At 61.8% G+C, this 24,031-nt stretch carries 20 protein-coding genes; 16 read left to right on the top strand and 4 right to left on the bottom strand.

Annotation, left to right across the window (positions count from 1 at the left end; translation table 11 throughout):
• Positions 1-105: 105 nt before the first annotated feature.
• A complete protein-coding gene (locus tag NTD89_RS13465) occupies positions 106-1,050 on the bottom strand; it encodes a LysR family transcriptional regulator (protein ID WP_145159728.1) in 945 nt (314 codons plus the stop codon).
• Positions 1,051-1,205: 155 nt separating this feature from the next.
• Here NTD89_RS13465 and NTD89_RS13460 point away from each other — a divergent pair, with 155 nt between their 5' ends.
• A complete protein-coding gene (locus tag NTD89_RS13460; protein ID WP_145159730.1) occupies positions 1,206-3,521 on the top strand; it encodes a TonB-dependent receptor in 2,316 nt (771 codons plus the stop codon).
• Here NTD89_RS13460 and NTD89_RS13455 read toward each other — a convergent pair.
• On the bottom strand, positions 3,492-4,691 hold the full coding sequence (locus NTD89_RS13455; protein WP_262208171.1) for a CynX/NimT family MFS transporter: 1,200 nt from the start codon (positions 4,689-4,691) through the stop codon (positions 3,492-3,494). The two genes, NTD89_RS13460 and NTD89_RS13455, sit on opposite strands and share 30 nt — an antisense overlap.
• A gap of 110 nt (positions 4,692-4,801) precedes the next feature.
• Here NTD89_RS13455 and NTD89_RS13450 point away from each other — a divergent pair, with 110 nt between their 5' ends.
• From NTD89_RS13450 to NTD89_RS13400, 11 genes are all read left to right on the top strand, one after another.
• Positions 4,802-5,653 (top strand): LysR family transcriptional regulator, encoded by an 852-nt coding sequence (locus tag NTD89_RS13450; RefSeq protein WP_262208169.1) that lies wholly within the window; start codon positions 4,802-4,804, stop codon positions 5,651-5,653.
• Positions 5,654-6,049: 396 nt separating this feature from the next.
• Positions 6,050-6,868, top strand: a complete 819-nt coding sequence (locus NTD89_RS13445; protein WP_262208167.1) for an energy transducer TonB — start codon at positions 6,050-6,052, stop codon at positions 6,866-6,868.
• Positions 6,869-6,919: 51 nt separating this feature from the next.
• Complete coding sequence (locus NTD89_RS13440) at positions 6,920-7,642, top strand: MotA/TolQ/ExbB proton channel family protein (RefSeq protein WP_262208252.1); 723 nt, start codon at positions 6,920-6,922, stop codon at positions 7,640-7,642.
• 1 nt (position 7,643) lies between these two features.
• Positions 7,644-8,045, top strand: coding sequence for an ExbD/TolR family protein (locus tag NTD89_RS13435; protein ID WP_145159738.1), 402 nt, complete (start codon positions 7,644-7,646; stop codon positions 8,043-8,045).
• Positions 8,046-8,352: 307 nt separating this feature from the next.
• Positions 8,353-8,934 carry an alpha/beta hydrolase gene (locus tag NTD89_RS13430; protein WP_262208165.1) on the top strand — a complete coding sequence of 194 codons (582 nt, stop codon included), beginning with the start codon at positions 8,353-8,355 and terminating at the stop codon, positions 8,932-8,934.
• Positions 8,935-8,983: 49 nt separating this feature from the next.
• Entirely contained in the window at positions 8,984-9,922 is a 939-nt protein-coding gene (locus NTD89_RS13425) for a sigma 54-interacting transcriptional regulator (protein WP_262208164.1), read from the top strand.
• A gap of 124 nt (positions 9,923-10,046) precedes the next feature.
• Positions 10,047-10,829, top strand: coding sequence for a MetQ/NlpA family ABC transporter substrate-binding protein (locus NTD89_RS13420; RefSeq protein ID WP_145159742.1), 783 nt, complete (start codon positions 10,047-10,049; stop codon positions 10,827-10,829).
• Positions 10,830-11,318: 489 nt separating this feature from the next.
• Positions 11,319-11,984, top strand: coding sequence for an amino acid ABC transporter permease (locus NTD89_RS13415; RefSeq protein WP_262208162.1), 666 nt, complete (start codon positions 11,319-11,321; stop codon positions 11,982-11,984).
• Positions 11,965-12,624, top strand: coding sequence for an amino acid ABC transporter permease (locus NTD89_RS13410; RefSeq protein WP_032884905.1), 660 nt, complete (start codon positions 11,965-11,967; stop codon positions 12,622-12,624). Before NTD89_RS13415 ends, NTD89_RS13410 begins: the two co-directional genes overlap by 20 nt.
• Positions 12,621-13,397, top strand: coding sequence for an amino acid ABC transporter ATP-binding protein (locus tag NTD89_RS13405; protein WP_262208160.1), 777 nt, complete (start codon positions 12,621-12,623; stop codon positions 13,395-13,397). Before NTD89_RS13410 ends, NTD89_RS13405 begins: the two co-directional genes overlap by 4 nt.
• Positions 13,394-14,245, top strand: a complete 852-nt coding sequence (locus tag NTD89_RS13400; protein WP_262208158.1) for a transporter substrate-binding domain-containing protein — start codon at positions 13,394-13,396, stop codon at positions 14,243-14,245. The genes NTD89_RS13405 and NTD89_RS13400 overlap by 4 nt, the downstream gene beginning before the upstream one ends.
• Positions 14,246-14,495: 250 nt before the next feature.
• Here the strand turns inward: NTD89_RS13400 and NTD89_RS13395 are convergent, their stop codons facing one another.
• Positions 14,496-15,656: an AAA family ATPase gene (locus NTD89_RS13395; RefSeq protein WP_262208156.1), complete on the bottom strand. Its 1,161-nt coding sequence runs from the start codon at positions 15,654-15,656 to the stop codon at positions 14,496-14,498.
• Between the two features lie 122 nt (positions 15,657-15,778).
• On the opposite strand from NTD89_RS13395, the gene NTD89_RS13390 reads away from it, so the two are divergent.
• The 4 genes from NTD89_RS13390 to NTD89_RS13375 all read left to right on the top strand — a co-directional run bounded on the left by NTD89_RS13390 (position 15,779) and on the right by NTD89_RS13375 (position 23,290).
• The gene (locus NTD89_RS13390) at positions 15,779-16,861 is read left to right on the top strand and encodes an efflux RND transporter periplasmic adaptor subunit (RefSeq protein ID WP_262208154.1); all 1,083 of its coding nucleotides are present in this window, start codon (positions 15,779-15,781) and stop codon (positions 16,859-16,861) included.
• On the top strand, positions 16,858-17,928 hold the full coding sequence (locus NTD89_RS13385) for an efflux RND transporter periplasmic adaptor subunit (protein ID WP_242201423.1): 1,071 nt from the start codon (positions 16,858-16,860) through the stop codon (positions 17,926-17,928). Before NTD89_RS13390 ends, NTD89_RS13385 begins: the two co-directional genes overlap by 4 nt.
• Positions 17,925-20,978, top strand: a complete 3,054-nt coding sequence (locus NTD89_RS13380; protein WP_262208153.1) for an efflux RND transporter permease subunit — start codon at positions 17,925-17,927, stop codon at positions 20,976-20,978. The genes NTD89_RS13385 and NTD89_RS13380 overlap by 4 nt, the downstream gene beginning before the upstream one ends.
• Before the next feature lie 116 nt (positions 20,979-21,094).
• The gene (locus tag NTD89_RS13375) at positions 21,095-23,290 is read left to right on the top strand and encodes a glycoside hydrolase (RefSeq protein ID WP_262208151.1); all 2,196 of its coding nucleotides are present in this window, start codon (positions 21,095-21,097) and stop codon (positions 23,288-23,290) included.
• Positions 23,291-23,398: 108 nt separating this feature from the next.
• Here the strand turns inward: NTD89_RS13375 and NTD89_RS13370 are convergent, their stop codons facing one another.
• Positions 23,399-24,025 (bottom strand): class I SAM-dependent methyltransferase, encoded by a 627-nt coding sequence (locus NTD89_RS13370; RefSeq protein WP_262208149.1) that lies wholly within the window; start codon positions 24,023-24,025, stop codon positions 23,399-23,401.
• Positions 24,026-24,031 lie beyond the last annotated feature (6 nt).

Raw genomic sequence — 24,031 nt, 5'->3', positions numbered from 1 at the left:
GGGGCTTCACCGAACAGAACAAAGGTGACGGTTTTCGCTGTTCGGAGGGGCACTGGCAAGTGCATTTGAGGACTGGGTTTTATGCAGGGAATGCATGGGTGCTACTCAAACAGCGACATTCTCCAATGCACACACATCCTCATCCAACTCATCAATCTGCTTGATCTGCTCAATCATCGCCTCCGCCAGCGGCGACAACCGATACCCCGCGCGGCTGACAATCCCGTAGCGCGTATAGCGCTCTTCCAAGTCTTCAGCCAGCCCATCAATCGTCAAGCACACCAACTCGCCGCGCGCCATGTGCAGCACATCGCTGTTGGCGCTGACGATGCCGATAGCGTCCGAACGCAGCACCACGCCCATCAGGCTGTAGCCGTTTTCGCATTCCACATTGGGCAGGTAATCCGGCCGGCCGCTGAGGTCGACAATGACCTTGCGCAGGTTCGGCGGGCGGATGGTCACGGCCAGTGGATAGCTCATCAGCTCGGCGGCGCTTACGCTGCTGCGCGTGGCCAACGGGTGCCCGACGCGGCAGCAGAAATACCAGCGCCGCGCGCGCAGGCGGTGGGTGTGATAGTCCGGGTTGGCCTCGAAATGGCGGGTGTCGGCGACGAAAAATTCGAACTCTTCGCTGAGCAGGCGCTTGCTCAGGCTTTGCCAGTCATCCACCTGGAACTGCACACGTGCCTTGGGGTAACGCCCGATAAAACTGCCGATGGCGCGCGGGATCAACCCGGCCGCCGGTGCCGGGCCGCAGCCGAAGCGCAATTCACCGGCCTCAAGGCCATTGAACTGGCTGATCTCGTTGGCCAGTTGCTGCGCGCCGCTGACCAGCCGACGCGCATGTTCGAGCAGCACCTGGCCCTGCTTGGTGGGCGCCAGGTCCTTGCGGCCACGGTCCACGAGTTGGCACCCGGCGCTGTGTTCAAGCGCCTGGATGCTGCGGCTGAACGCCGACTGCGAGAGGTTCACGGCCAACGCCGCCGCGACAAAACTGCGCTGTTCAGCGAGGGCGATGAAGTGGCGAAGTTGGCGCAGATCGATATGCATTTTTCACATCAAAAATATCCGGGAAATGCATTGGCTATGCATTAGGTCGACTCCTTATAAAGGCTATCTCTTATGCAGTAAATGTTCGTAAAAACATAAATAAATAACCTAATGGAATATTCGATAGGGAATATTTCCGAGGTCCGGAGCCGCTTATGAGTCTGTTGAAGTCCTTGCCGATGGCCATGTTACTGGCCGGCAGCACCAGTTGGTCGCCGACCCAGGCCGCCGAAACACCCGCGCCGGCAAGCAAGGGCGAAAACGCCAGCGGCCAGCTTGAGACCGTCACTGTGACCGCCCGGCGGCGTACCGAAAGCGCCCAGGAAGTGCCCACGCCCATGAGCGTCATCGGCGGCCAGGCGCTGGAGAGTCAGCGGGTCTATCGCATTCAGGATTTGCAGCAGTTGGTGCCCAGCGTCAACGTCGCCTATATGCATGCGCGCCAGTCCAGCGTGTCGATTCGCGGCTTGGGCAACAACCCGGCCAGCGACGGCCTGGAAGGCAGCGTGGGGCTGTACATCGACAACGTGTACCTGGGCCGGCCGGGCATGGCGGTGTTTGATTTGATGGACATCGAACAGCTGGAAGTGTTGCGCGGCCCGCAAGGCACGCTGTTCGGAAAAAACACCACCGCCGGCGTGATCAATATCAGCACCCGCGCGCCTAGTTTTACCCCGGAGCGCAGCATCGAAACTTCGCTGGGCGAGGACGGTTATTTCCAGACCAAGGGCACCATTTCGGGCCCGCTCACCGATGACCTGGCCGGGCGTTTTTCGGCCTATCGCACGCGCAGCGACGGCGACATCAAGAACGAATACAACGGCCACGACCTCAATGGCGGTTCACGCCAGGGCTTTCGCGGGCAGTTGCTGTACAAGCCCAGCGAGACATTCAACCTGCGCTGGATCGGCGACTACAACGAGGAAGATTCCAGCGCCGGCACGCGCGTGCTGTACAGCACCGGGCCGACCATCAATGGCACCAACCTGTATCAATCGCGGGCGACGGCGGCGGGAGCGACACTGGTGGATGGCACCCACCGCAAGGTCAATCTGGACAACGACCAGCACGTCACCGTGTTCCAGGGCGGCACGTCTGTGGAGGCCAACTGGACCCTGCCCAGCGACTTCACCCTGACCTCGGTCAGCTCGTATCGCTGGTGGAATTTCACCCCGCGTAACGACGACGGGCTCAACGTGCCGGCGGCGTATAACGCCGGGGTGTCGGTGGAAGATAAACAATGGTCCCAGGAATTCCGCCTGGCCTCGCCTACCGGTGGCTTCTTCGACTATGTGCTCGGCGCCTATTACTTCGGCAATTCGCTGGATAACAAATCCTTTGCCTACTACGGGCCCAAGGCGGATATCTGGAACGGCACGCCAACCGGCGCGTTGAACAATGTGAGCAGCGTTGGCAACGGGCATATCCGCACCGACAGTTTTGCCCTGTTCGCCCAAGGCACCTGGCACCTCACCGAGCGCCTGGATTTCACCGCCGGCCTGCGCGGCACCTATGAAGAGAAAAGCGCCTGGGTCACGCGCAATGCGCCAGTGGGTGGCGCGGCAGTGACCGGCGCGGCGGCCACAGCGCGGCGCGGGCGTGCCGGGGTGTACGACTCGGGCGACCTCAGCCAGTACAGCGCAACGCCGTCGGGGCTGCTGAACCTCAGCTATCACTTCAATGAGAACCTGCTGGGCTACGCGACCTTGTCTCATGGCGAGAAATCCGGTGGGGTCAACCTGGCCGTGGGCTCCGCGCCGACCGCCGGGGCCGACTCACTGTTGATCGGCACCGAGCGCGCCAACAACGCCGAGCTGGGCTTCAAGAGCACGCTGTGGGACCGCCGCCTGCAGCTTAATGCCAACCTGTTCTGGACTCAGGTCAACGGCTACCAGACCAACGCCTACGACCAGGACAACCGCGTGCAATACCTGACCAACGCCGGCTCCGTGCGCTCGCGCGGGGTTGAAGTGGAAAGCACGCTGGTGCCGCTCAAGGGCCTGACGCTGAACCTCAACGGCTCGTTCAACGATGTGAGTTACCTGTCTTACAAGGATGCGCCGTGCCCACCGGAAGTCAGCCTGCGTCCGGGCGCGCCGGCGTCCTGCGACCTGACCGGCCACCAGGTGGTCGGCGCATCCAAGTGGATCGCCAACGCCAACGGTGAGTACAAGTGGAACCTGGATAACGGCTTCGAACCCTACGTAACTGCCAGCTACGCGTTCCGCTCCAAAGCGGTGGGCACCGTGGAGGATTCCGACTACGGGCAGATCCCCGCCTACGCCGTGGTCAACCTCTCCACCGGCCTGCGCGGCAACTATCAGCAAGGGCAGTGGGACGTGTCGTTGTGGCTGAAAAACGCCTTCGACAAAACTTACTACACCACCCTGTGGACCGGCGGCAACGGCGGCTACGAAGGCCTGCTGGGCACACCGCGCACGTTAGGCGTGACCGGGCGCTATGACTTCTGATGTGCTGCGATAGGTGGCCGGGCTGAACACCCGTGTCACCAGCAGCATAGCCACCGCGGTCACCGTCAGCACCACCCAGGCGCTGACAAAGCCGCCGGTGAGTTGGCGCAGCCAGCCGGTGAGCCACGGTGAAATTGCGTTGATCAGAAAGCCCACGCCTTGCACGAAGGCGGCCAGTTGCCCGGCCTGGCGTGGGTCGCGGTGATGGTCGAGGGTCAGCAGCAGGCTCAGGGCGAAACACGCGCCCAGGCCGAAGCCGCACAGCGCCACCCACAGGTGCGGATAGTCCAGCGGCGCGATGATCAGGCCCAGATAGCCGATGGTTTGCGCCAACAGGCTGATGCCCAGCAACGGACGACGGTCGACACCGCGTTGCGCCAGCACCGGCATCAACAGCGCGGCGATCACCTGGAAGATGGTCATAAAGGCCAGCAACGAACCGCTCGGCAACACGCCCCAGCCCAGTTGCTGATAGTACGCAGGCAGCCACGCCACCAGGCTCATGTAGCCGCAGTTCACCAAACCGAAATACAGCGCCAGCAGCCACGCGCGACGATTGCGCAGGCCTTTGAATGCGGGCGCCATGTGAGGATTGCGCGGCGCACCCAACGGCAACCAGGCCCACAACAGCAACGCCCCCAGCGCCGGCAACAGCCACACGCCCAACCCCGCCTGCCATTGCTGGAAATGCGTGGCCACCACCGGGCTGAGCAGTGCGGCCAGCCCGCCGCCGGCCATCAACGACGCTGAATACACACCCATCGCCACCGGCACCCGGTGATGGAATTCGCGCTTGATCATCGCCGGCACCAACGCCTGAATCAGCGCCACACCGGCGCCGCCGATCAAGGCCGTGACCAGCAACGCCGACGCCTGGCCCATCAACCAGCGCGCCAGGCACGCCAGCAGAATCATCATCAAGCCCAAAGCGATACCGCGCCGCTCGCCCAGTCGCGCCTCCACGCGTACGCCGACCAGCGCCACCAGGCCCATGCACACCACCGGCAGGCTGGTAAGCAGGGCGCTGCTCTGGAAACTCAGGCCTGTGGCCTGGCGAATCTCGCCGAGCAACGGGCTGATGGAACTGAGGATCGGCCGTAGGTTCAGGCCAAGCACGACCAGCAGGCCCCAACCGGCGAGTCTGCTCATGAATGAAGGGTTGAGCGGCATGCAAGACCTTTTCGGTGTGCAAAAGAGGCAGGAAGTATGGGCAGCTCGCGAGGTATTCTGAAATTAAATATAACCATGCCAACCAGTGGCAAACGCAATGGTGAAGCGCCATGTTCGACCCCGTGTTGTTACGCAGTTTTGTCGCCGTGGTGGATTGCGGCAATTTCACCCGCGCCGCCGAGCGCCTGCACGTGACCCAGTCCACCGTGAGCCAGCAGATCCGCCGCCTGGAGGAGGCCGTGGCGTGCCAGTTGCTCGACCGCGATCAGCGCCGCGTGGTGGCCACCGCCGAAGGTGAACGCTTGCTGGCGTACGCGCGGCGCATCCTCGCGCTGCATGAAGAGGCTGCCGACGTGCTGATCACTCAGCAAAGCGACGGCGTGCTGCGCCTGGGGGTGCCAGAAGACTTTGCCGCTGAACGGCTGATGCCGTTGCTGTCGTCGTTCGTGGTGGCCTACCCGCGCGTGCGCCTGGAAGTCACCAGCGGCCTCGGCCCGGAGCTGCAGCGTCAATACCGTGCAGGTGAGTTCGACGTGTTGCTGGTCAAGCAAATGGGTGACAGCGACGACTGCCTGGCGTCGTGGCCGGAGCCCCTGTGCTGGGTCGACAGCCGCAGCATGCCGTCCTTGGGCCGCGACCCGTTGCCCCTGGTGGCGTTTCCGGTGGGCGGGTTGTATCGCAATGAAATGCTGCATCACCTGGAAGTGGGTGGCTGGCGCTGGCGCATCGGCTATTCCAGCGCCGGCCTGGCCAGTGTGTGTTCGGCAGTGGCGGCGGGGCTCGGCATCAGCCTGTTACCACGCCGGGTGGTGCAGCCTGGGCACGTGGTGCTCGGCGAGGACAGTGGGTTGCCCACGGTGCAAGGCGTGCGCCTGGCGTTATACGGCCGCAGCGGGTTGGGCGCAGCCGGGCAGACGTTGCAACGTCAATTGCTCGAGTTATGCGCCAACAGCCCAGCGTAAAGCTGTCGCCGAGCGCCGCGTTCGTGGCGAGCGGGCTTGCCCCGCGTTGGGCTGCGTAGCCGCCCCAAAACCTGCCAAACCGATATGCCTGACAGCGCGTTATCTCCCACTGGGTCTGCTGCGCGACCCAACGCGGGGCAAGCCCACCCGCCACAATCGATGCCTTCACTGAATATTTTGTATGCCTGAAAAGCATTGAAAAACAGCACCTTCGCCACAGGCCGCGCAGGCCGTGGCTTTGGCGTTTCAGGATGTTTCTCATATTCAATTTAGATCTATGTATAACTTTAAAGATTACTTTAAGAGATAAGCGTCTGGCCCCGATGATTCAGCCCTCGACGGCCGCCAAGGCAGGCCTGTCGGTTTTTTTGTGTGAAGACCGTAGGGAGTGAATCAATGGGCAATGTCCAGACCGCCGCCAGTGCACCCGAGGCGCAATGGCGCCAGGCACCGGGTGGTGAGTTGGTCGACCTTGGCCGGCCGCATCGGGCGCCGTTGGGGCAGTTGCGTTTGCAGAAAACCCCGACGCGCTTCTCTAGCCGTCGCGAAGGGCTGCTGCTCGGCTTACTGGTGTTGGCGCTGCACGGTGCGGTGATCTATTGGGTGAGCCAGAAGCCGACGCCGGTATTGCCGATTGTGCCGCCGGAAATCCCGCCGATGACGATCGAATTTTCCCAGCCGGCACCGCTGGTGGTTGAACCGCCACCGCCCGTGCCGCCGCCACCGCCACCTGTGGTCGAGCCACCGCCGCCGGTGGTGGATGAGTTGGCTGCCAAGCCGGTGCCGCCAAAACCGATTCCCAAGCCAAAACCCAAACCGGTGCCCAAGCCCGAGCCCAAGCCTGCACCCAAACCGGTCGAGCAACCGCCCGCGCCACCTACGCCGGCGCCGCCTGCACCGCCCGCGCCAGCCGCGCCACCGTCGCCGGCCTCGGTTACACCTGCCTCGGCGAACGCCGCGTACCTGAAGAACCCGGCGCCGGAGTACCCGTCACTGGCCCAGCGTCGCGGTTGGGAAGGCACGGTATTGCTCAGGGTGCATGTGTTGGCCAGCGGCAAGCCGGGCGAGATCCAGGTCCAGAAAAGCAGCGGTCGCCAGCAACTCGATGACGCCGCACTGACCGCCGTGAAGCGTTGGAGCTTCGTGCCGGCCAAACAGGGCGATGTGGCCCAGGACGGCTGGGTCAGCGTACCGATCGATTTCAAGATTCACTAACTATTCGGCAGCGGTGTGTTGGACACGCCGCGACCTGCACAGAGGGAAAACATCATGGCATTAGCATCTCCAGTTGAATCCATCGAAAGCGCGGTGATCTGGCTGCTGGTGGCCTTTTCGGTCGCCACCTGGGGCTTCGCCTTGCTCAAGGGTGTGCAGTTCGGTCGCCTCAAGGCCCAGGATCGCAAATTCCACAAACAGTTCTGGGCGGCGTCGAGTCTCGACTCGGCCGCCGAACTGGCCGAAACCCAGCCCGGCGCCGCGGCGCGTGTGGCCCAGGCCGGTTACGCGGCGATCCAGGTCGGTGACGCGCCACATGCCGCGGACCTGAGCCAGGCCATCAACCACCAGGACCGCCTCGAACGCGCCCTGCGTCAGCAGATCGTGCGTGAGCGTCGCTCGCTGGAAACCGGCCTGGCTGTGGTCGCCAGTATCGGCAGCACCTCGCCGTTTATCGGCCTGTTCGGCACCGTGTGGGGGATCATGCAAGCGTTGAAAGGCATCAGCGCCGCCGGCTCCGCCAGTCTGGAAACCGTGGCCGGCCCGATTGGTGCGGCGCTGGTGGCCACCGGTGTGGGGATCGCCGTCGCGGTGCCGGCGGTGCTGGTCTACAACTATTTCCTGCGCCGCCTGAAGCTGACGGCTGCTGACCTGGATGACTTTGCCCACGACTTCTACAGCCTGGCGCAGAAAAACGCCTTCCGCGTGCTGCTGCACCCTGCGCTGACCAAAAGCGCGGCCGGCAACCCGCAGAAAGTGAAGGAGGCGTCCTGAGATGGCCTTTTCCACACAAGACAGTGACGAGGTGCTGAGCGAGATCAACGTCACGCCGCTGGTGGACGTGATGCTGGTGCTGCTGGTGGTGTTTATCGTCACTGCGCCGCTGTTGACCAACGCGATTCCGATCAACCTGCCCAAGACCCAAGCCGTGGCGCCGGTTGAGCAAAAGGACCCGCTGGTGGTGAGTATCGACGGCGCCGGCAAACTGTTTATCAACAAGGACGAAATCCAGCCGGACCTGCTGGAGTTCAACCTGCAGGCGGCCAAGGCCAAGGACCCCGATGTGCGGGTGCAACTGCAGGCTGACAATGGAGTGAACTACGGCGAAGTGGCGCGAGCCATGGCGTCTATCGAACGCGCGGGGATTACCAAGTTGTCGGTGATTACTGCACGTTAGTTTCAAATGCCTCGACAATTTTTTGGCCGTCTCCTTGGCAGGGTGCGGCCTTTTTTTTGCCTGGAATTCCGTTGAAGCTCGATGTGAAATGAGGTCTATGTGGGAGCGGGCTTGCTCGCGAATACGGTGGGTCAGTAGCAGATGCGCCGACTGATGCACCGCATTCGCGAGCAAGCCCGCTCCCACATTTTGATCTGCGATGGGTTTGAGATTTTGGTTATTAATAAATAGCTTCTTATTCCTTAACGAATATAACCCCCATCCCTATACTGGTCAGCAACGTTAAACGCTGCAGGAGGGCACACCCATGCACAGCGAGTCGATTCGTTATCTGATCGTGCCGGGCTGGCAAGGATCGCCAGAAGATCATTGGCAAACCTATTGGCAGAACAGCCTGCCCAACAGCGCGCGGGTGGAACAGGCCGATTGGCTGACGCCGCGTCGCGAAGACTGGGTGGCCGCACTCGCCGAGGCCATCGCCGCCGACAGCACTCCCGTGATCCTGATCGCCCATAGCCTGGGTTGCATCACCGTCGCGCATTGGGCCGCCACTGCGCCGGTGCACTTTTTGCGTCAGGTCCGCGGCGCTTTGCTGGTGGCTCCGGCGGATGTCGAACGCCCGGCCTGTTCACCGGCCTTGCGCAACTTCGCGCCGATCCCGACCGACCTGCTGCCGTTTCCCAGCCAAGTGGTCAGCTCCGACAACGACAGCGCGGTCAGCGCGCCGCGGGCCCTGGAACTGGCGCGCAATTGGGGCGCGGAGGCCGGGATTCTGTCCGGCGCCGGCCATATCAATGTGAAGTCCGGCCACCAGCGCTGGGAGCAGGGCTTCGCCTACCTCTATCGCCTGCAAAACCGCCTTGAGCACCACGCCCGGCGTACTGCCTGAACATTTTTCAACGCCCCGTCCCTGAGTGGATTTGGGGCGGGAGCCTGCCATGAGTCATGAAACCTTCGGCCAGCCCTTGCTGACCTTCCCCGACGCCGAAAAAAGCCCGCTGAGCATCCGTGCCAAGGCCCTGGTGTTTGTCGACCCGCGCTCGCGCCAATTACGTGAAGACCTGGAAAGCCTGGCGCCGCGCGCCTTGCCGGTGTTGATTCGCGGTGAGACCGGCAGCGGCAAGGAGCTGCTGGCGCGGCATATTCACCGTGGCAGCGACCGCACTGGGTTGTTTGTCTCGGTCAACTGCGGCGCGATCAGCCCCACTTACGCCGATGCCGAGCTGTTTGGCTACGCGGCCGGCAGCCACAGCGGCGCGGCGAGCAGTCGGGCCGGGTGGTTCGGGTCGGCCAACGGCGGCACCTTGTACCTGGATGAGATCGGCGACTTGCCGTTGCCGATCCAGGTGAAATTGCTCGCCGCCCTGGAAAATCACGAAGTCACCCGCGTTGGCGCCCACCAGCCCAGCCCGGTGGATGTGCGCCTGGTTGCGGCCACCAGCATCGACCTCGCCCAAGCCGTGGCGGCGGGCAAGTTTCACGAGCGTCTGTTCCATTACTTGAGTGAAGGCCAGCTCGACCTGCCCGCGCTGCGCGAGCGCGTCGGCGACATTCTGTCGCTGGCTGAATATTTTCTCGGCATCTACAGCCAGCGCCTGGACCTGCCGGTGCCGCTGATCAGTGATGCCGCCCAGCGTGTGTTGGAACTCCACAGCTGGCCGGGCAATACCCGCGAGCTGGAAAACGTTATTCACTTTGCGTTGCTGGTGAGCAGTGGTGATGAGATTTTGCCCGAACATCTCAACCTGCCGGTGGCGGGCTCGCCACTGGAACAGGTGCAGCGGATCTTCGCGAGTGCCAGCGCCGCCGAGCGGCAAATCTTGCTCAGCTTTCTAAATGAACAGCAGCTACATGAGCAAAATGGAATATCAAAGTGAATAAAAGATATTGTTCGGGAATAAAAAATCTAGGTATTGTCCACTCCACGCCGCGATAGCACTTCGCTGGCACACCATAAAAACGGTCGTCAGAGACGCCCCGGAATTTCGATAAGGACACTGCATGAAAAAGGTTCTGTTGTTTACCGCACTGGCGGCTGCCCTGACTGCAAGCTTCGCCCAGGCCAACGAGAAACTGGTGGTTGCCGCCACGCCGATCCCGCACGCCGAGATCCTTGAGCTGGTCAAACCGACCCTGGCCAAAGAAGGCGTGGACCTGGAGATCAAAGTATTCACCGACTACGTGCAACCTAACGTGCAAGTGGCCGAGAAGCGTCTGGACGCCAACTACTTCCAGACCCTGCCGTACCTGGAAAACTTCAACAAGGGCAAGGGCACCAACCTGGTCACTGTGGTCGGCGTGCACGTTGAACCTTTCGGCGGTTATTCGAAGAAGATCAAGAATATTTCCGAACTCAAAGATGGCGCCACCGTGGCCATCCCGAACGAAGGCTCCAACAGCGGCCGCGCCCTATTGCTGCTGCAAAAAGCCGGTGTGATCACCCTCAAAGACCCAAGCAACGCCCTGGCCACGCCGAAAGACATCGCCAGCAACCCGAAACACCTGAAATTCAAAGAGCTGGAATCGGCGCTGTTGCCACGCGTGCTGGACCAGGTTGACCTGGACTTGATCAACACCAACTACGCGCTGGAAGCTGGCCTGAACCCCGCCAAAGACGCGCTGATCATCGAAGACGCCAAGTCGCCATACGTGAACTTCCTGGTGGCACGCCCGGACAACAAGGACAGCGACGCTATCCAGAAGCTGGCCAAGGCCCTGACCAGCCCTGAAGTCAAAGCGTTCATCGATTCCAAGTACAAAGGCGCTGTCGTACCGGCGTTCTGATGTAAACCAAACCCCCTTCAAGGTTTGAACGCCGACGGCTCACATAGCGTCGGCGTTTTTTTCGCCTGGAATTTGGAATGCAATAAATGTGGGAGGGGGCTTGCCCCCGATAGCAGTGGTTCAGTCAATGCATCTGTGCCTGACATACCGCTATCGGGGGCAAGCCCCCTCCCACATTTGATTTGCGCAGGCTTACATGTTTTTTGTGTTGACCGCCCGGCGCAACGCCATCAGCCACTTCACCAGCTCCTGCGGATCAATCGGCTTCACTTCGTTCATGGTTCAATCCCTCGAATCTCAGACCCCCCAACCATAGCCGTCACCCGGACAACCCGCGAATCCGGCGGTTATCTTTTTGGGTGATATCAATATGCTATTTGGGTATTTAAATTTTAATTTTTATACCTTTAAAGTTCGCGCTACCCGGCGTTACCCACGCCGGACCGGACTGCGCCCGCTGCATTACCCTTGCGGCGTCATGGACTCAAGATGACCTTCGATTTCGCTTTTATCCTCAGCACCTTGCCGGCGTTTCTCAGCGCCGTGGGGGTGACGCTGCAAGTGGGCCTGGTCGCCATTGCCACCTCGTTGCTGGTGGCACTGATCAACGCAGCGCTGCTGGTGTTTCGCACGCCGTACCTGTCGCGCCTGGTGGCGCTGTATGTGGAGCTGGCGCGCAACACGCCGCTGCTGATTCAACTGTTCTTCGTGTACTTCGCCTTGCCGGCGCTGGGGTTCAATATCTCCGGGTTCTGGGCGGCGATCATCACCATGACCTTCCTCGGCGGCGCCTACCTCACCGAAGTGCTGCGCGCCGGTGTGGAAGCGGTGCCGCTGGCGCAGATCGAGTCGGGCAAGTCCATCGGCCTGTCCGACTGGCAGCTGCTGCGCCATGTGATCCTGCCTCAGGCCGGCATCCTCAGCCTGCCGGCGCTGTTCGCCAATTTCATCTTCCTGCTCAAGGAGACCACGGTGGTATCGGCCGTGGCGGTGCCGGAGATTCTCTACACCACCAAGAGCTACATCGCGCTCTACTACAAAACCTACGAAATGCTCGCCGTGCTGACGCTGATTTGCGTGCTGTTGTTTTTGCCGCTGTCGCTGCTGCTCAGCCGCCTGGAAAGGAGGCTCCAGCATGGCCAGTTCGGGTCTTGAGTTGTTGTGGGTGTCGTTGCCGCAACTGGGCAAGGGCGCTGCGCAGACGCTGTCGATTTCTTTCCTGAGCATCGCCTTCAGCACCGTCGGCGGGGTGTTGTACGGCGTGCTGCGCACGCTGAATAACACGCTGATCAACGCGGTGCTGCGGGTGTACCTGGAGCTGTTCCGGGCGATTCCGGTGCTGGTGTGGTTGTACCTGCTGTTTTTCGGTTTGCCGATTTTCTTCGGCCTGAGCATTCCGAGTTTCTGGTGCGCGGTGCTGGTGCTGTCGTTGTGGGGCGCCAGCGAGGTGGGCGAAGTGGTACGCGGCGCGCTGCATTCGCTACCGCGTGGCCAGCGCGAAGCGGGCTTGTCGATTGGTCTGTCCGACCCGCAGCTGTACGGCTACGTGTTGCTACCCCAAGCCCTCAAGCGCATGACGCCGCCAACCATCAACGTCTACACGCGCATCATCAAGACCAGCTCGCTGGCGGTGCTGATCGGCGTGGTGGACGTGATCAAGGTCGGCCAGCAAATCATCGAGCGCACCTATGAGTCAGTACTGATCTACGGCGTGCTGTTTCTGTTTTTCTTCTTTATCTGCTACCCGTTGTCAGCCGCCTCCAAGGTGCTGGAACGGCGCTGGGCCCAAGCATGAGCGCATTGATCGAGTTCCAGGCTTTCAACAAATTCTTCGGCGAGCAGCAGGTGCTCAAGGGCATCGACCTGAGCGTGCAAAGCGGCGAAGTGGTGGTGATCCTCGGCCCCAGTGGCTGCGGCAAAAGCACCTTGCTGCGCTGCCTCAACGGCCTGGAAGTGGCGCACAGCGGCAGCCTGCGTTTTGCCGGCAACGAACTGCTGGATAAAAATACCGATTGGCGCCAGGTGCGCCAGGACGTGGGCATGGTGTTCCAGAGCTACCACTTGTTCCCGCACATGAGTGTGCTCGACAACCTCCTGCTCGGCCCGCTGAAAGTGCAAAAACGCGCGCCTCGCGAAGCCCGTGCCCAAGCGGAAAAATTACTCGAACGCGTTGGCCTGGCCGACAAGCGCGACGCCTTCCCGCGCCAGCTGTCCGGTGGTCAGCAGCAACGCATCGCCATCGTCCGTTCGCTGTGCATGAACCCGCAAGTGATGCTGTTTGACGAAGTCACCGCCGCCCTCGACCCGGAAATGGTCAAGGAAGTGCTGGAAGTGATTCAGGGCCTGGCCCGCGACGGCATGACCTTGTTGATCGTCACCCATGAAATGGCCTTCGCCCGCGCCGTCGCCGACCGCGTGGTGTTCATGGAGGCTGGTCGCATCCTCGAACACAACATCCCCGAAGAATTCTTTACGAACCCGCAAACCGCACGCGCGCAGCAGTTTCTGGAGAAGTTCTCCTTTGTTTCAACACTGCCCAAAAAGACCAAGGAATTGGAGCTGATATGAAAAAACTACTGCTGCCACTGTTGGCCGTCGCCTTACTGGCCGGCTGCGATAAAAGGGCCGAAGAGCCTGCAAAACCCGTCGCTGCTGCCAGTTATATCGACAAGATCAAGGCGCGCGACAAGCTGATCGTCGGCGTATTTACCGACAAACCGCCGTTCGGTTTTGTGAACGAAGCCGGTCGTTACGTCGGCTTTGATACGGATATCGGCCGTCAATTCGCCAAGGATTTGCTGGGCGATGAAAACAAGGTCGAGTTTGTCGCCGTCGAGCCGGCCAGCCGTATTCCGTTTCTGCAAAGCGACAAGGTCGACCTGATCCTTGCCAACATGACCGTAACGCCGGAGCGCAAGGAAGCGGTGGACTTCACCAACCCCAACCTGAAAGTGGCGGTGCAAGCCCTGGTGCCGCAGGACAGCTCGGTGAAAAGCCTGGATGACCTGGCCACCCGCACCACCATCGTCACCACCGGCACCACCGCCGATATCTGGCTGACCAAAAACCACCCGGACTGGAAACTGCTCAAGTTCGAGAAAAACTCCGAGTCCCTGCAAGCGCTGTCGGCCGGGCGTGGCGATGCGTACGCGCAAGACAACCTGGTGCTGTTCAGCTGGGCCAAGCAGAACCCGGGCTACCGCGTGCTGGAAGAAAAACTCGGTGATGAAGCACCGATTGCGCCGGCCGTGAAGAAGGGCAACATCGAACTGCGCGACTGGGTGAATACCGAGTTGGCGAAGTTGGGCGAGGAGAAGTTCCTGCTCAAGCTGTACGACCAATATGTGCGTAAAGAGCTGAGCGATGACACCAAGCCTGAGAGTGTGATTGTTGAAGGCGGTAAGTGGCAGGGCTGATCCCGCGCTGACTGTTCTACCGCTATCGCAGGCAAGCCAGCTCCCACCCTTGACCGAGTTCCAACCTTGGAATGCAGGCTAATGTGGGAGCGGGCTTGCCCGCGAAGAGGTCGGTGCAATCACCACTTATTGCGGCCAACGCCACGTTCTACCGGTATCGCAGGCAAGCCAGCTGCCACCTTTGAGTGTGTTCGCAAATCAAAATGTGGGAGCGGGCTTGCCCGCGAAGAGGCCAGTGCAGTCACTGCACCTACTCCGGCCAATGCCACGCCGGCGCATCCAGCATCCCTTGCCCCACAATCCGCGTCTCGCCCATCACCTTCTCCAACACAATCGAATTACACCCTTCATCCTGTTGCAACGCTGCGATCAACCGGCTGGCATGCGACACCACCCACACCTGGCAATGCTGGGACGCCTGGATAATCAAACGCGCCAACGCCGGCAGCAAATCCGGGTGCAGGCTGGTTTCCGGCTCGTTCAGTACCATCATGGTCGGCGGCCGTGGCGTGAGCAGCGCCGCGATCAGCAGCAAATAACGCAAGGTGCCGTCCGACAGCTCGGCCGCCGACAAGGGCCGCAGCAAGCCTTCCTGATAAAACTCAATCGCAAAGCGCCCGCCCTGCAACGGCTGGATATTCAGGCGTGCGCCGGGGAATGCATCGCTGACCGCACGCTGCAAGGCCTCTAGGTCGCCGATTTCGCGGATGGTCTGCAACGCCGCGGCCAAATCGCGCCCGTCGTGATGCAACACCGGCGTGCGCGTGCCTAATTGTGGTTGGCGAACGGGCGCGTCCACGTCGCTGCGAAAGTGATCATAAAAGCGCCAACCACGGATGCTTTCGCGCAGCAACAACACCTCCGGCGAGCCGCGCAGGCTGCCGACCTGATCAAACAGGCTGTGGTAATCGGGTGTGTGCTGGGCCAGTACATCCCAGTTGGGCCCCTCTCGCGCCCGAACCATCGGCCCGGAGCGCTGCACCAGCAGGCTGGCGGGGCGATAGAGGTGGCCGGCCCAGATGCATTCTTTTTTTATTTCGGGGTCCAGGGAGAAATAACTGATACCGGGTGACGGCAACCCCATGGAGATGGCGTAGCTGAAATCTTCCCCGGCAAATCCCAGGCGCAGACGCTTCACGTTCTGGCGGGTGGTGGCTTGTACGGCGACTTCGCCCTCACGCATGCGTCGGCTGATGGTTTCCGGCCCGGCCCAGAAGGTTGAATCCAGCCCGCCTTCACGGGCCAGCGCATTGATGACGCCGCCCTGGGCGGTTTCCGCCAGCAGGCGCAAGGCGCGATACAGGTTGGACTTGCCGCTGCCATTGGGGCCGGTGACCAGGTTCAGCCGGTCCAGAGGCACCACCAATTTATTGATCGAACGGTAATTGGCCACCGCCAGGGTTTTCAACATAGGGTATTCAGTCGACGTGGGAACCATTGGAGTATGGGATCCTCCATGCAGATAAGGAACCCTGATCTAAGCTCACAGTCGCATACACACTGGCAAGTCGGCATCACGCAAAAGGAGCCTGCATGGGCGGTCGCACTTCGATAGTTTTACTCAGCCTTGGCCTCTTGGCGCTGCTGAGCGGCTGTGGTCAGGAAAAGTCCGAGCCCAAGGAGCATTCGCGGGTTTTTGTGCAGACGGTGCAGCCGGCGGATTTCGCCGCGGCGGTGACCCTGACTGGCGATATCCAGGCCCGTGTGCAAACCGATTTGTCCTTTCGCGTGGGTGGCAAAATCATCCAGCGCATGGTCGACGTGGGTGACCGCGTGACCGCCAAGCAAGTGCTGGCCAAGCTCGATCCCAAGGACCTGCAGACCAACGTCGATTCCGCCCAGGCCCAGGTTGTGGCCGAGCAGGCCCGCGTCAAGCAAACCGCCGCCGCCTTCGTTCGCCAGGAAAAACTGCTGCCCAAGGGCTACACCAGCCGCAGCGAATACGACGCCGCCCAGGCCGCGCTGCGCAGCAGCCAAAGCGCCCTGGCCGCCGCGCAAGCCCAGCTCGCCAACGCCCGTGAACAACTCGGTTATACCTCGCTGATCGCCGATGCGCCCGGTGTGATTACCGCGCGCCAGGCGGAAGTCGGCCAGGTCGTGCAGGCCACCGTGCCGATTTTCAGCCTGGCCACCGATGGCGATCGCGATGCGGTGTTCAATGTCTATGAGTCGCTGCTGGTAGAGCCGCCGCCGGATGCACCGATCACGGTCAGCCTGCTGGATAACCCGAACATCAAGGCCGTGGGCAAGGTTCGCGAGGTCACGCCGGCGGTGGCGGCCAATACCGGCACCGTGCAAGTCAAAATCGCCCTGCAATCGCTGCCCAAGGGCATGCAGTTGGGCTCGGTGGTCAGCGCCACCGCCAATGGCCCGGCCAAGGCCAGCATCGAGCTGCCGTGGTCGGCCTTGACCAAAGACCTCAACGAACCCGCCGTGTGGCTGATCGACGGTGACGGCAAGGCGCAATTGCACAAGGTCAGCGTGGCGCGTTACCTCACCGGCAAAGTGATTATTGGCGACGGGCTCAGAGGCGGCGAAAAAGTCGTGGTGGCCGGCGGACAATTGTTGCACCCCGGCATGCTGGTCGAGATCGCCCAGCAAGGAGCCCAGCCATGAAGCGCCTGACGGCTCTGCTCGCCGCCAGCCTGTTGTTGGCCGCCTGCTCCAAGAAAGAACCGCCGCCCGAGCCCGTGCGCCCGGTGTTGTCGATGGAAGTCAAAGCCGAAGACCAGGAAAACCTCGGCCGCTTCGCCGGCACCATCCAGGCCCGCTATGAAAGTAACCTCGGCTTTCGCGTCCCCGGCCGTATCGCCCGCCGCGCGGTGGACGTGGGCGCCGAAGTGGAGAAGGGCGCCTTGCTCGCCGTGCTCGATCCCACCGATCAGCAAAACCAATTGCGCGCCGCCCAAGGCGACCTCGCCCGTGTGCAGGCGCAGTTCATCAACGCCCAGGCCAATGCCCGCCGTCAGCAGGAATTGTTCAACCGTGGTGTCGGCGCCCAGGCTCAACTGGACGTGGCCCAGACCGACCTGAAAACCACCCAGGCCACCCTCGACCAGGCCAAGGCTTCGGTCAACCAGGCCAAGGACCAGCTCAACTACGCCGAACTGCGCACCGACCACGCCGGTATCGTCACCGCCTGGAACGCCGAGGCTGGCCAGGTAGTCAGCGCGGGCCAGCAAGTGGTGACCCTCGCGCGCCCGGACATCAAGGAAGCGGTAATCGACCTGCCGGCTGGCCTGGCTGAGCGGCTGCCCACCGATGTGGTGTTTGTGGTTGCAGGCCAACTCGACCCGAGCGTCAACACCACCGCCATCGTGCGTGAGATCGAGCCTCAGGCCCAAAGCGCCACGCGCACCCGTCGTGCGCGATTGACCCTGACCGAAACACCGCCAGCCTTCCGCCTGGGCACCGCTATCAGCGTGACCTTGAGCACCGCCATCGCCCCCCGTATCCAACTGCCGGTGAGCGCCTTGCAGGAAGTTGACGGCAAGACCCGCATCTGGCTGCTCGACACCCACAGCCAGACCGTGCAGCCGCGTGACGTCACGGTGGTCAGCCGCGATGCCGACAGCGCCGTGCTCAATGGCGGCGTCAAACCCGGCGAACGCATCGTCACCGCTGGCGTGAACAGCCTGAAACCCGGGCAAAAAGTCAAAATCGACGAGGACAGCCCGCGATGAAAGGGAGCTTCAACTTATCCGACTGGGCCCTCAAGCATCAGTCCTTCGTCTGGTACCTGATGTTCGTCGCGCTGCTGATGGGCGTGTTCTCCTACATGAACCTTGGCCGCGAGGAAGACCCCTCGTTCACCATCAAAACCATGGTGATCCAGACCCGCTGGCCGGGCGCGACCCAGGAAGAAACCCTCAAGCAGGTCACTGACCGCATCGAGAAAAAACTCGAAGAACTCGACTCCCTCGACTACGTGAAAAGCTACACGCGGCCGGGCGAGTCCACGGTGTTCGTGTTCCTCAAAGACACCACCAGCGCCAAGGCGATTCCGGATATCTGGTACCAGGTGCGCAAGAAGATCGATGACATTCGCGGCACCTTCCCCCAGGGCTTGCAGGGGCCGTCGTTCAACGATGAGTTCGGTGACGTGTTCGGTTCGGTCTACGCGTTTACCGGCGACGGCTTGTCGATGCGCCAGCTGCGTGACTACGTGGAGCAAGTGCGCGCCGAGATCCGCTCGGTGCCCGGCCTGGGCAAGGTCGAGATGATCGGCCAGCAGGACGAAGTGATCTACCTGAATTTTTCCACGCGCAAACTGGCAGCGTTGGGGATTGACCAGCGCCAGGTCGTACAAAGCCTGCAGTCGCAGAACGCGGTGACCCCGGCCGGGGTGATCGAGGCCGGGCCGGAGCGGATTTCGGTGCGCACCTCGGGGCAATTTGCCTCCGAAAAGGACCTGGCCAACGTCAACCTGCGCCTCAATGACCGTTTCTACCGTTTGGCCGACATTGCCGACATCAGCCGTGGCTATGTCGACCCGGCGCGGCCGATGTTCCGTTTCAATGGCCAGCCGGCGATTGGCTTGGCCATCGCCATGCAGAAGGGCGGCAATATCCAGTCATTCGGCAAGGCCCTGCACACGCGCATGGATGAGTTGACGGCTGACCTGCCGGTGGGCGTGGGCGTGCACAAAGTCTCCGACCAGGCGGAAGTGGTGGAAGAGGCCGTCGGCGGCTTTACCAGCGCGCTGTTTGAAGCCGTCATCATCGTGCTGGTGGTGAGCTTTATCAGCCTTGGCATGCGTGCCGGGTTGGTGGTGGCGTGCTCGATTCCGTTGGTGCTGGCGCTGGTGTTCGTGTTCATGGAATACAGCGGCATCACCATGCAGCGCGTGTCGCTGGGCGCGTTGATCATCGCCCTTGGCCTGTTGGTGGACGACGCGATGATCACCGTGGAGATGATGATCACGCGCCTGGAAAAAGGCGAAACCAAGGAACAGGCGGCGACCTACGCCTATACCTCGACCGCGTTCCCGATGCTCACCGGCACGCTGGTGACCGTCGCCGGCTTTGTGCCTATCGGCCTCAACGCCAGCTCGGCGGGCGAGTACACCTTCACGCTGTTTGCGGTGATTGCCGTGGCGATGCTGGTGTCGTGGGTGGTGGCGGTGCTGTTTGCGCCGGTGATTGGCGTGCATATCCTCAGCGCCAACGTTAAACCCGAAAACAAAGAGCCGGGGCGCATCGGTCGCGCGTTCAATGGCGGCATGCTCTGGGCCATGCGCAACCGCTGGTGGGCCATCGGCATCACCGTAGGGCTGTTTGCGGCGTCGGTGTTCTCCATGCAGTTTGTGCAGAACCAGTTTTTCCCGTCATCGGACCGTCCGGAAATTCTCGTCGACCTTAACCTGCCGCAAAACGCCTCGATCAACGAAACGCGCAAGGCGGTCGACCGCCTTGAGGCGATCATCAAGGACGATCCGGATATCGCGCGCTGGAGCACCTATATCGGCCAGGGCGCAATTCGTTTCTACCTGCCCCTCGACCAGCAGTTGGAAAACCCCTACTACGCGCAGTTGGTGATCGTCAGCAAAGGCCTGGAAGAGCGCGGCGCGTTGATTGCGCGCCTGCAAAAACGCCTGCGCGATGACTTTGTCGGCATCGGCAGCTATGTGCAGCCACTGGAAATGGGCCCGCCGGTTGGGCGGCCGATTCAATATCGCGTGTCTGGCAAGGACACCGACCAGGTGCGCAAGCACGCCATTGAACTGGCGACCTTGCTGGATAAAAACACTCACCTGGGCGAGATCATTTACGACTGGAACGAGCCGGGAAAAGTGCTGCGCGTGGACATTGCCCAGGACAAGGTGCGGCAATTGGGGCTGTCGTCGGAAGACGTGGCGCAGTTGATGAACAGCGTGGTCAGCGGTGCGTCGGTGACCCAAGTGCACGACGATATCTACCTGATCAACGTGGTCGGCCGCGCCGAAGATGCCGAACGCGGCACCCCGGAAACCTTGCAGAACCTGCAGATTGTCACGCCCAACGGCACCTCGATTCCGTTGCTGGCCTTCGCCACCGTGCGGTATGAGCTGGAACAGCCGCTGGTGTGGCGTCGCGACCGCAAGCCAACCATCACCGTCAAGGCTTCGGTGCGTGATGAGATGCAGCCGACCGACCTGGTCAAGCAACTCAAGCCCGAAATCGACGCGTTCAGCGCCGGCCTGCCGGTGGGCTACAAAGTCGCCACCGGCGGCACCGTCGAGGAAAGCGGCAAGGCCCAAGGCCCTATCGCCAAAGTGGTGCCGTTGATGCTGTTCCTGATGGCCACGTTCCTGATGATCCAGCTGCACAGCGTGCAGAAGATGTTCCTGGTGGCCAGTGTCGCGCCGCTCGGGCTGATCGGCGTGGTGCTGGCGCTGATCCCCACGGGCACACCCATGGGCTTTGTGGCGATCCTTGGCATCCTGGCGCTGATCGGCATCATCATCCGCAACTCGGTGATTCTGGTGACGCAGATCGATGCCTACGAGCGCGACGGCTACACGCCGTGGGATGCCGTGGTGGAAGCCACCGAGCACCGGCGCCGTCCCATCCTGCTGACCGCTGCGGCCGCCAGCCTGGGCATGATCCCGATTGCGCGGGAAGTGTTCTGGGGGCCGATGGCCTACGCGATGATTGGCGGGATCATCATCGCCACCTTGCTGACGCTGTTGTTCCTGCCAGCGCTTTATGTGGCCTGGTACAAGATTCGCGAGCCGAAAAAAGAACAGGCCTGACCCTCGGCGCCTTCCTGCAAGGATGTGGGAAGGCTCCTGGAAACACTTTCCCTACATTCGTCTGGCAGTAAGTGTTTTACCCTCCGGGCCTGTTTGCGTTTTGGAAGGCTCGTGTCATGCGCCGTTTAGTGCTGATTTTTTGCCTGTTGCTGTCTCCCCGACTCTTCGCTGGCACCGTGCTGGAAAACGCCCTCTGGCGGGTCGAACTCGACCCCGCCACGCTGGCGCTGCGCGTCACCCCGGCGGGCGAGGCCGCAGTGCAGGCCTCCAGCGGTGTGGCGGCGCACGCGGTCACCGATGTGCAGGCCGATGCCGGGCAAGCCACTTGGCAGTGGGACAGCGGCGCCTACCACCTGACCGCGCGCCTTGAGCAGCGCGACCTTGAACTGACCATCAACGCACGCGAGCCGGGCCCATTGGCGCTGTTGCGCCAACCCGCCGAGGCCATGGGCAAAGGCTTGATCTGGCCCTTGGCCGAAGGGCATTACGTGCCGGCGGGTAACACCCTCTGGCAGGCGTTTTTGCTGGAACAGGGCGAGGTCAACACCACCCAGGATCTGAGCCTGCCGCTATGGGGCGTGGACCATGGGCGCTTTACGCTCAATTGGTTGCTGACCAACCCCTATAACAATCGCCTGGCGTGGCAGGCCGATGGCAACGGTCTGGCGCTGTTGGCATCCCATGAATTCACCGCACTGCAACCCACCGCGCCGATGACGCTGCGCCTGCACCTGGGCGATGCCGACCCGCTGGCCGGGGCCAAGCGCTATCGCCAATGGCTGGTGGAGCAGGGCCGTTATGAGCCACTGGCGGACAAGCTGCGCCAGACCCCCGAGGCTGAAAAGCTGCTGGGTGCCAGCCACGTCTATCTGTGGGGCAATGACCTGTTAGGGCCCCAGGATGTGCGCGACTGGTCGCTGTTGGTGAAGGTGCTGCGCGGCCACGAACTCAAGGGCTTGCTGGACAAAGAGACCACGCAGGTGCTGACGCAGGCCGGCACGTTGGATCGCTACCAAAAGACGGTTTTGCTGCGTGGGCTCAACGCGGCGATCAACAAAAAGGCCCGGCAAACCTGGCAGGCCAGCGACGAGCCGGACATGCGCCAACTTGCCGAGGGGTATGGCGCACTCCGGCATGAACTGGCCTCGGCATTTGCCGGCGCCTTGACCGACAGCCCTGCCACTTGGGGCAGCACCCTGTCGGCCAAGGCCCTGAAGTCGTTGCAAGACGCGGGGCTCAAGCGTCTGCTGCTGACGTTGGGCGAAGGTTGGGAAGGCGGCCTCTGGCACCCCGAAGCGATTCAGGCGGGGGTCAACGCGGGCTACTTGATGGCGCCCTACGACTCCTATGAGACCGTACTGTCCATCACCGAAAACCCGGATTGGACCACCGCGCACCTGGGCGCCAAGGCTTATCGCAACTGCGCCATCGTGTTGAAGGACGGCAAGCTCAAGACCGGCTTCCAGCAATCGGGCCATTACACCGACCCGCGCTGCGTGCGGCCGTTACTGGAAGCGCGGGTGAAAGCGGTGCAAGCCAAAGCCGGTTTTAACGCCTGGTTCCTGGATGCCTACGCCACCAGTATGGTGTTCGACAGTTACCGTGACGGCGCGCCAATGACCCAGGCGCAAAACGCTGAAGGCAATATCGACGCGTCCCGCTGGCTCAACACGGTGCTCAAGCTGCCCGCCGGCTCCGAAGACGGCAATGCGGTGACAGCCCAAGGCATTCTGTTTGCCCACGGCATGCAGACGCCAGTGATTGGCTGGGGTGATCGTGAGATGACCCAAGACAAGCAATCGCCTTACTACGTAGGTAACTGGTACCCGCCGGAGCAACCGACGGTCTTCTTCAAGCCCGTGCCGCTCAACGAGCCGTTTCGCAGCGTGTATTTCGACCCGACGATGCGCCTGCCGTTGTATCAGGCGGTGTTCCACGGCTCGGTGATCACCACGCATCATTGGTTGTTCGACAGTTTGAAGCTGAGCAATGTGCGGGCTGAAAATGAGTTGACCCAGCTGCTCTACAACGTGCCGCCGCTGTATCACTTGAGTGCGGCGACGCTTAAAGAACGGCTGCCGGTGATTCAGCATCAGGACCGGTTCTTCCGGCCGCTGCATCAACGCCTGGCGACTCAGGCGATGACAGGGTTTCGCTGGTTGACGGCCGACAAACAGGTGCAGCAAACCACGTTTGCCGATGGCACGCGGTTGGTGGCGAATTTCTCGGCTGAGGAAAACCAGGGCTATGCCGGGCGCAGTGTGACGGCGCTGGTAGAGGGTGAAAAACCTAGGGTGTATCAGGTGGATTAGCTGTGCCGGTAAGGCCTCATCGCAGGCAAGCCAGCTCCCACAGTTGAAATGCATTCCAATTGTGGGAGCTGGCTTGCCTGCGATAGGGCCGGGCCAGACGACGAAAACCTACAGTTTGCGCCACACACTCGCCAACCAAGGCTGCTGTTCCCTCGGCAACCCGGCTGGCCGGTAATAATGCTCCAGCTCCACAAACCCGGCCGCCGTCAGCAGACCCTGCCAGGTTTCAAGGTCGTGATAAGACCCATAGCGAGGCCCGTTCCAGCCTTCCAGGTTTTCACCACGCGGGTTGGAACTGAACAGCACGCCGCCAGGCTTCAGCGACCCATGCAACTGCTTGAGCACCCGAGGCAGCTCCTGCTTGGGAATATGGAACAACACCGCGTTGGCAAACACCCCGTCGAAGCGTTCGGTCGGCAGGTCCAGCTTGAGAAAGTCCTGCTGCAGCACTTCACAACCACTGTCCTCGCGGGCCATTTGCGCAAACCGTTCGCAGCCATCGAGCCCCACGGCGATATGGCCCATGCGCGTAAATGTCTGCAGATCACGCCCCGGCCCGCAGCCGAAATCCAGCACGGTCAACGGCGCTGTACCCTGGATATGGCGCAGCAGCGCGTCGATGTTCTGGCTGACATCGTGATCGCGGGTGCCTTCTCGGAAGTCCTCGGCCACCTTGTTGTAGTGGCCGAGGGTGATGGAGGTGATCTGGTTGAGGTCGTCGGGCTTGAGGGTCATGGCGGG

This window comes from Pseudomonas sp. 14P_5.3_Bac1, assembly GCF_025466135.1.
Classification (GTDB): domain Bacteria; phylum Pseudomonadota; class Gammaproteobacteria; order Pseudomonadales; family Pseudomonadaceae; genus Aquipseudomonas.
Note: the sequence above shows the minus strand (reverse complement) of the source record. Positions and strands in the feature narration are given on the sequence as shown.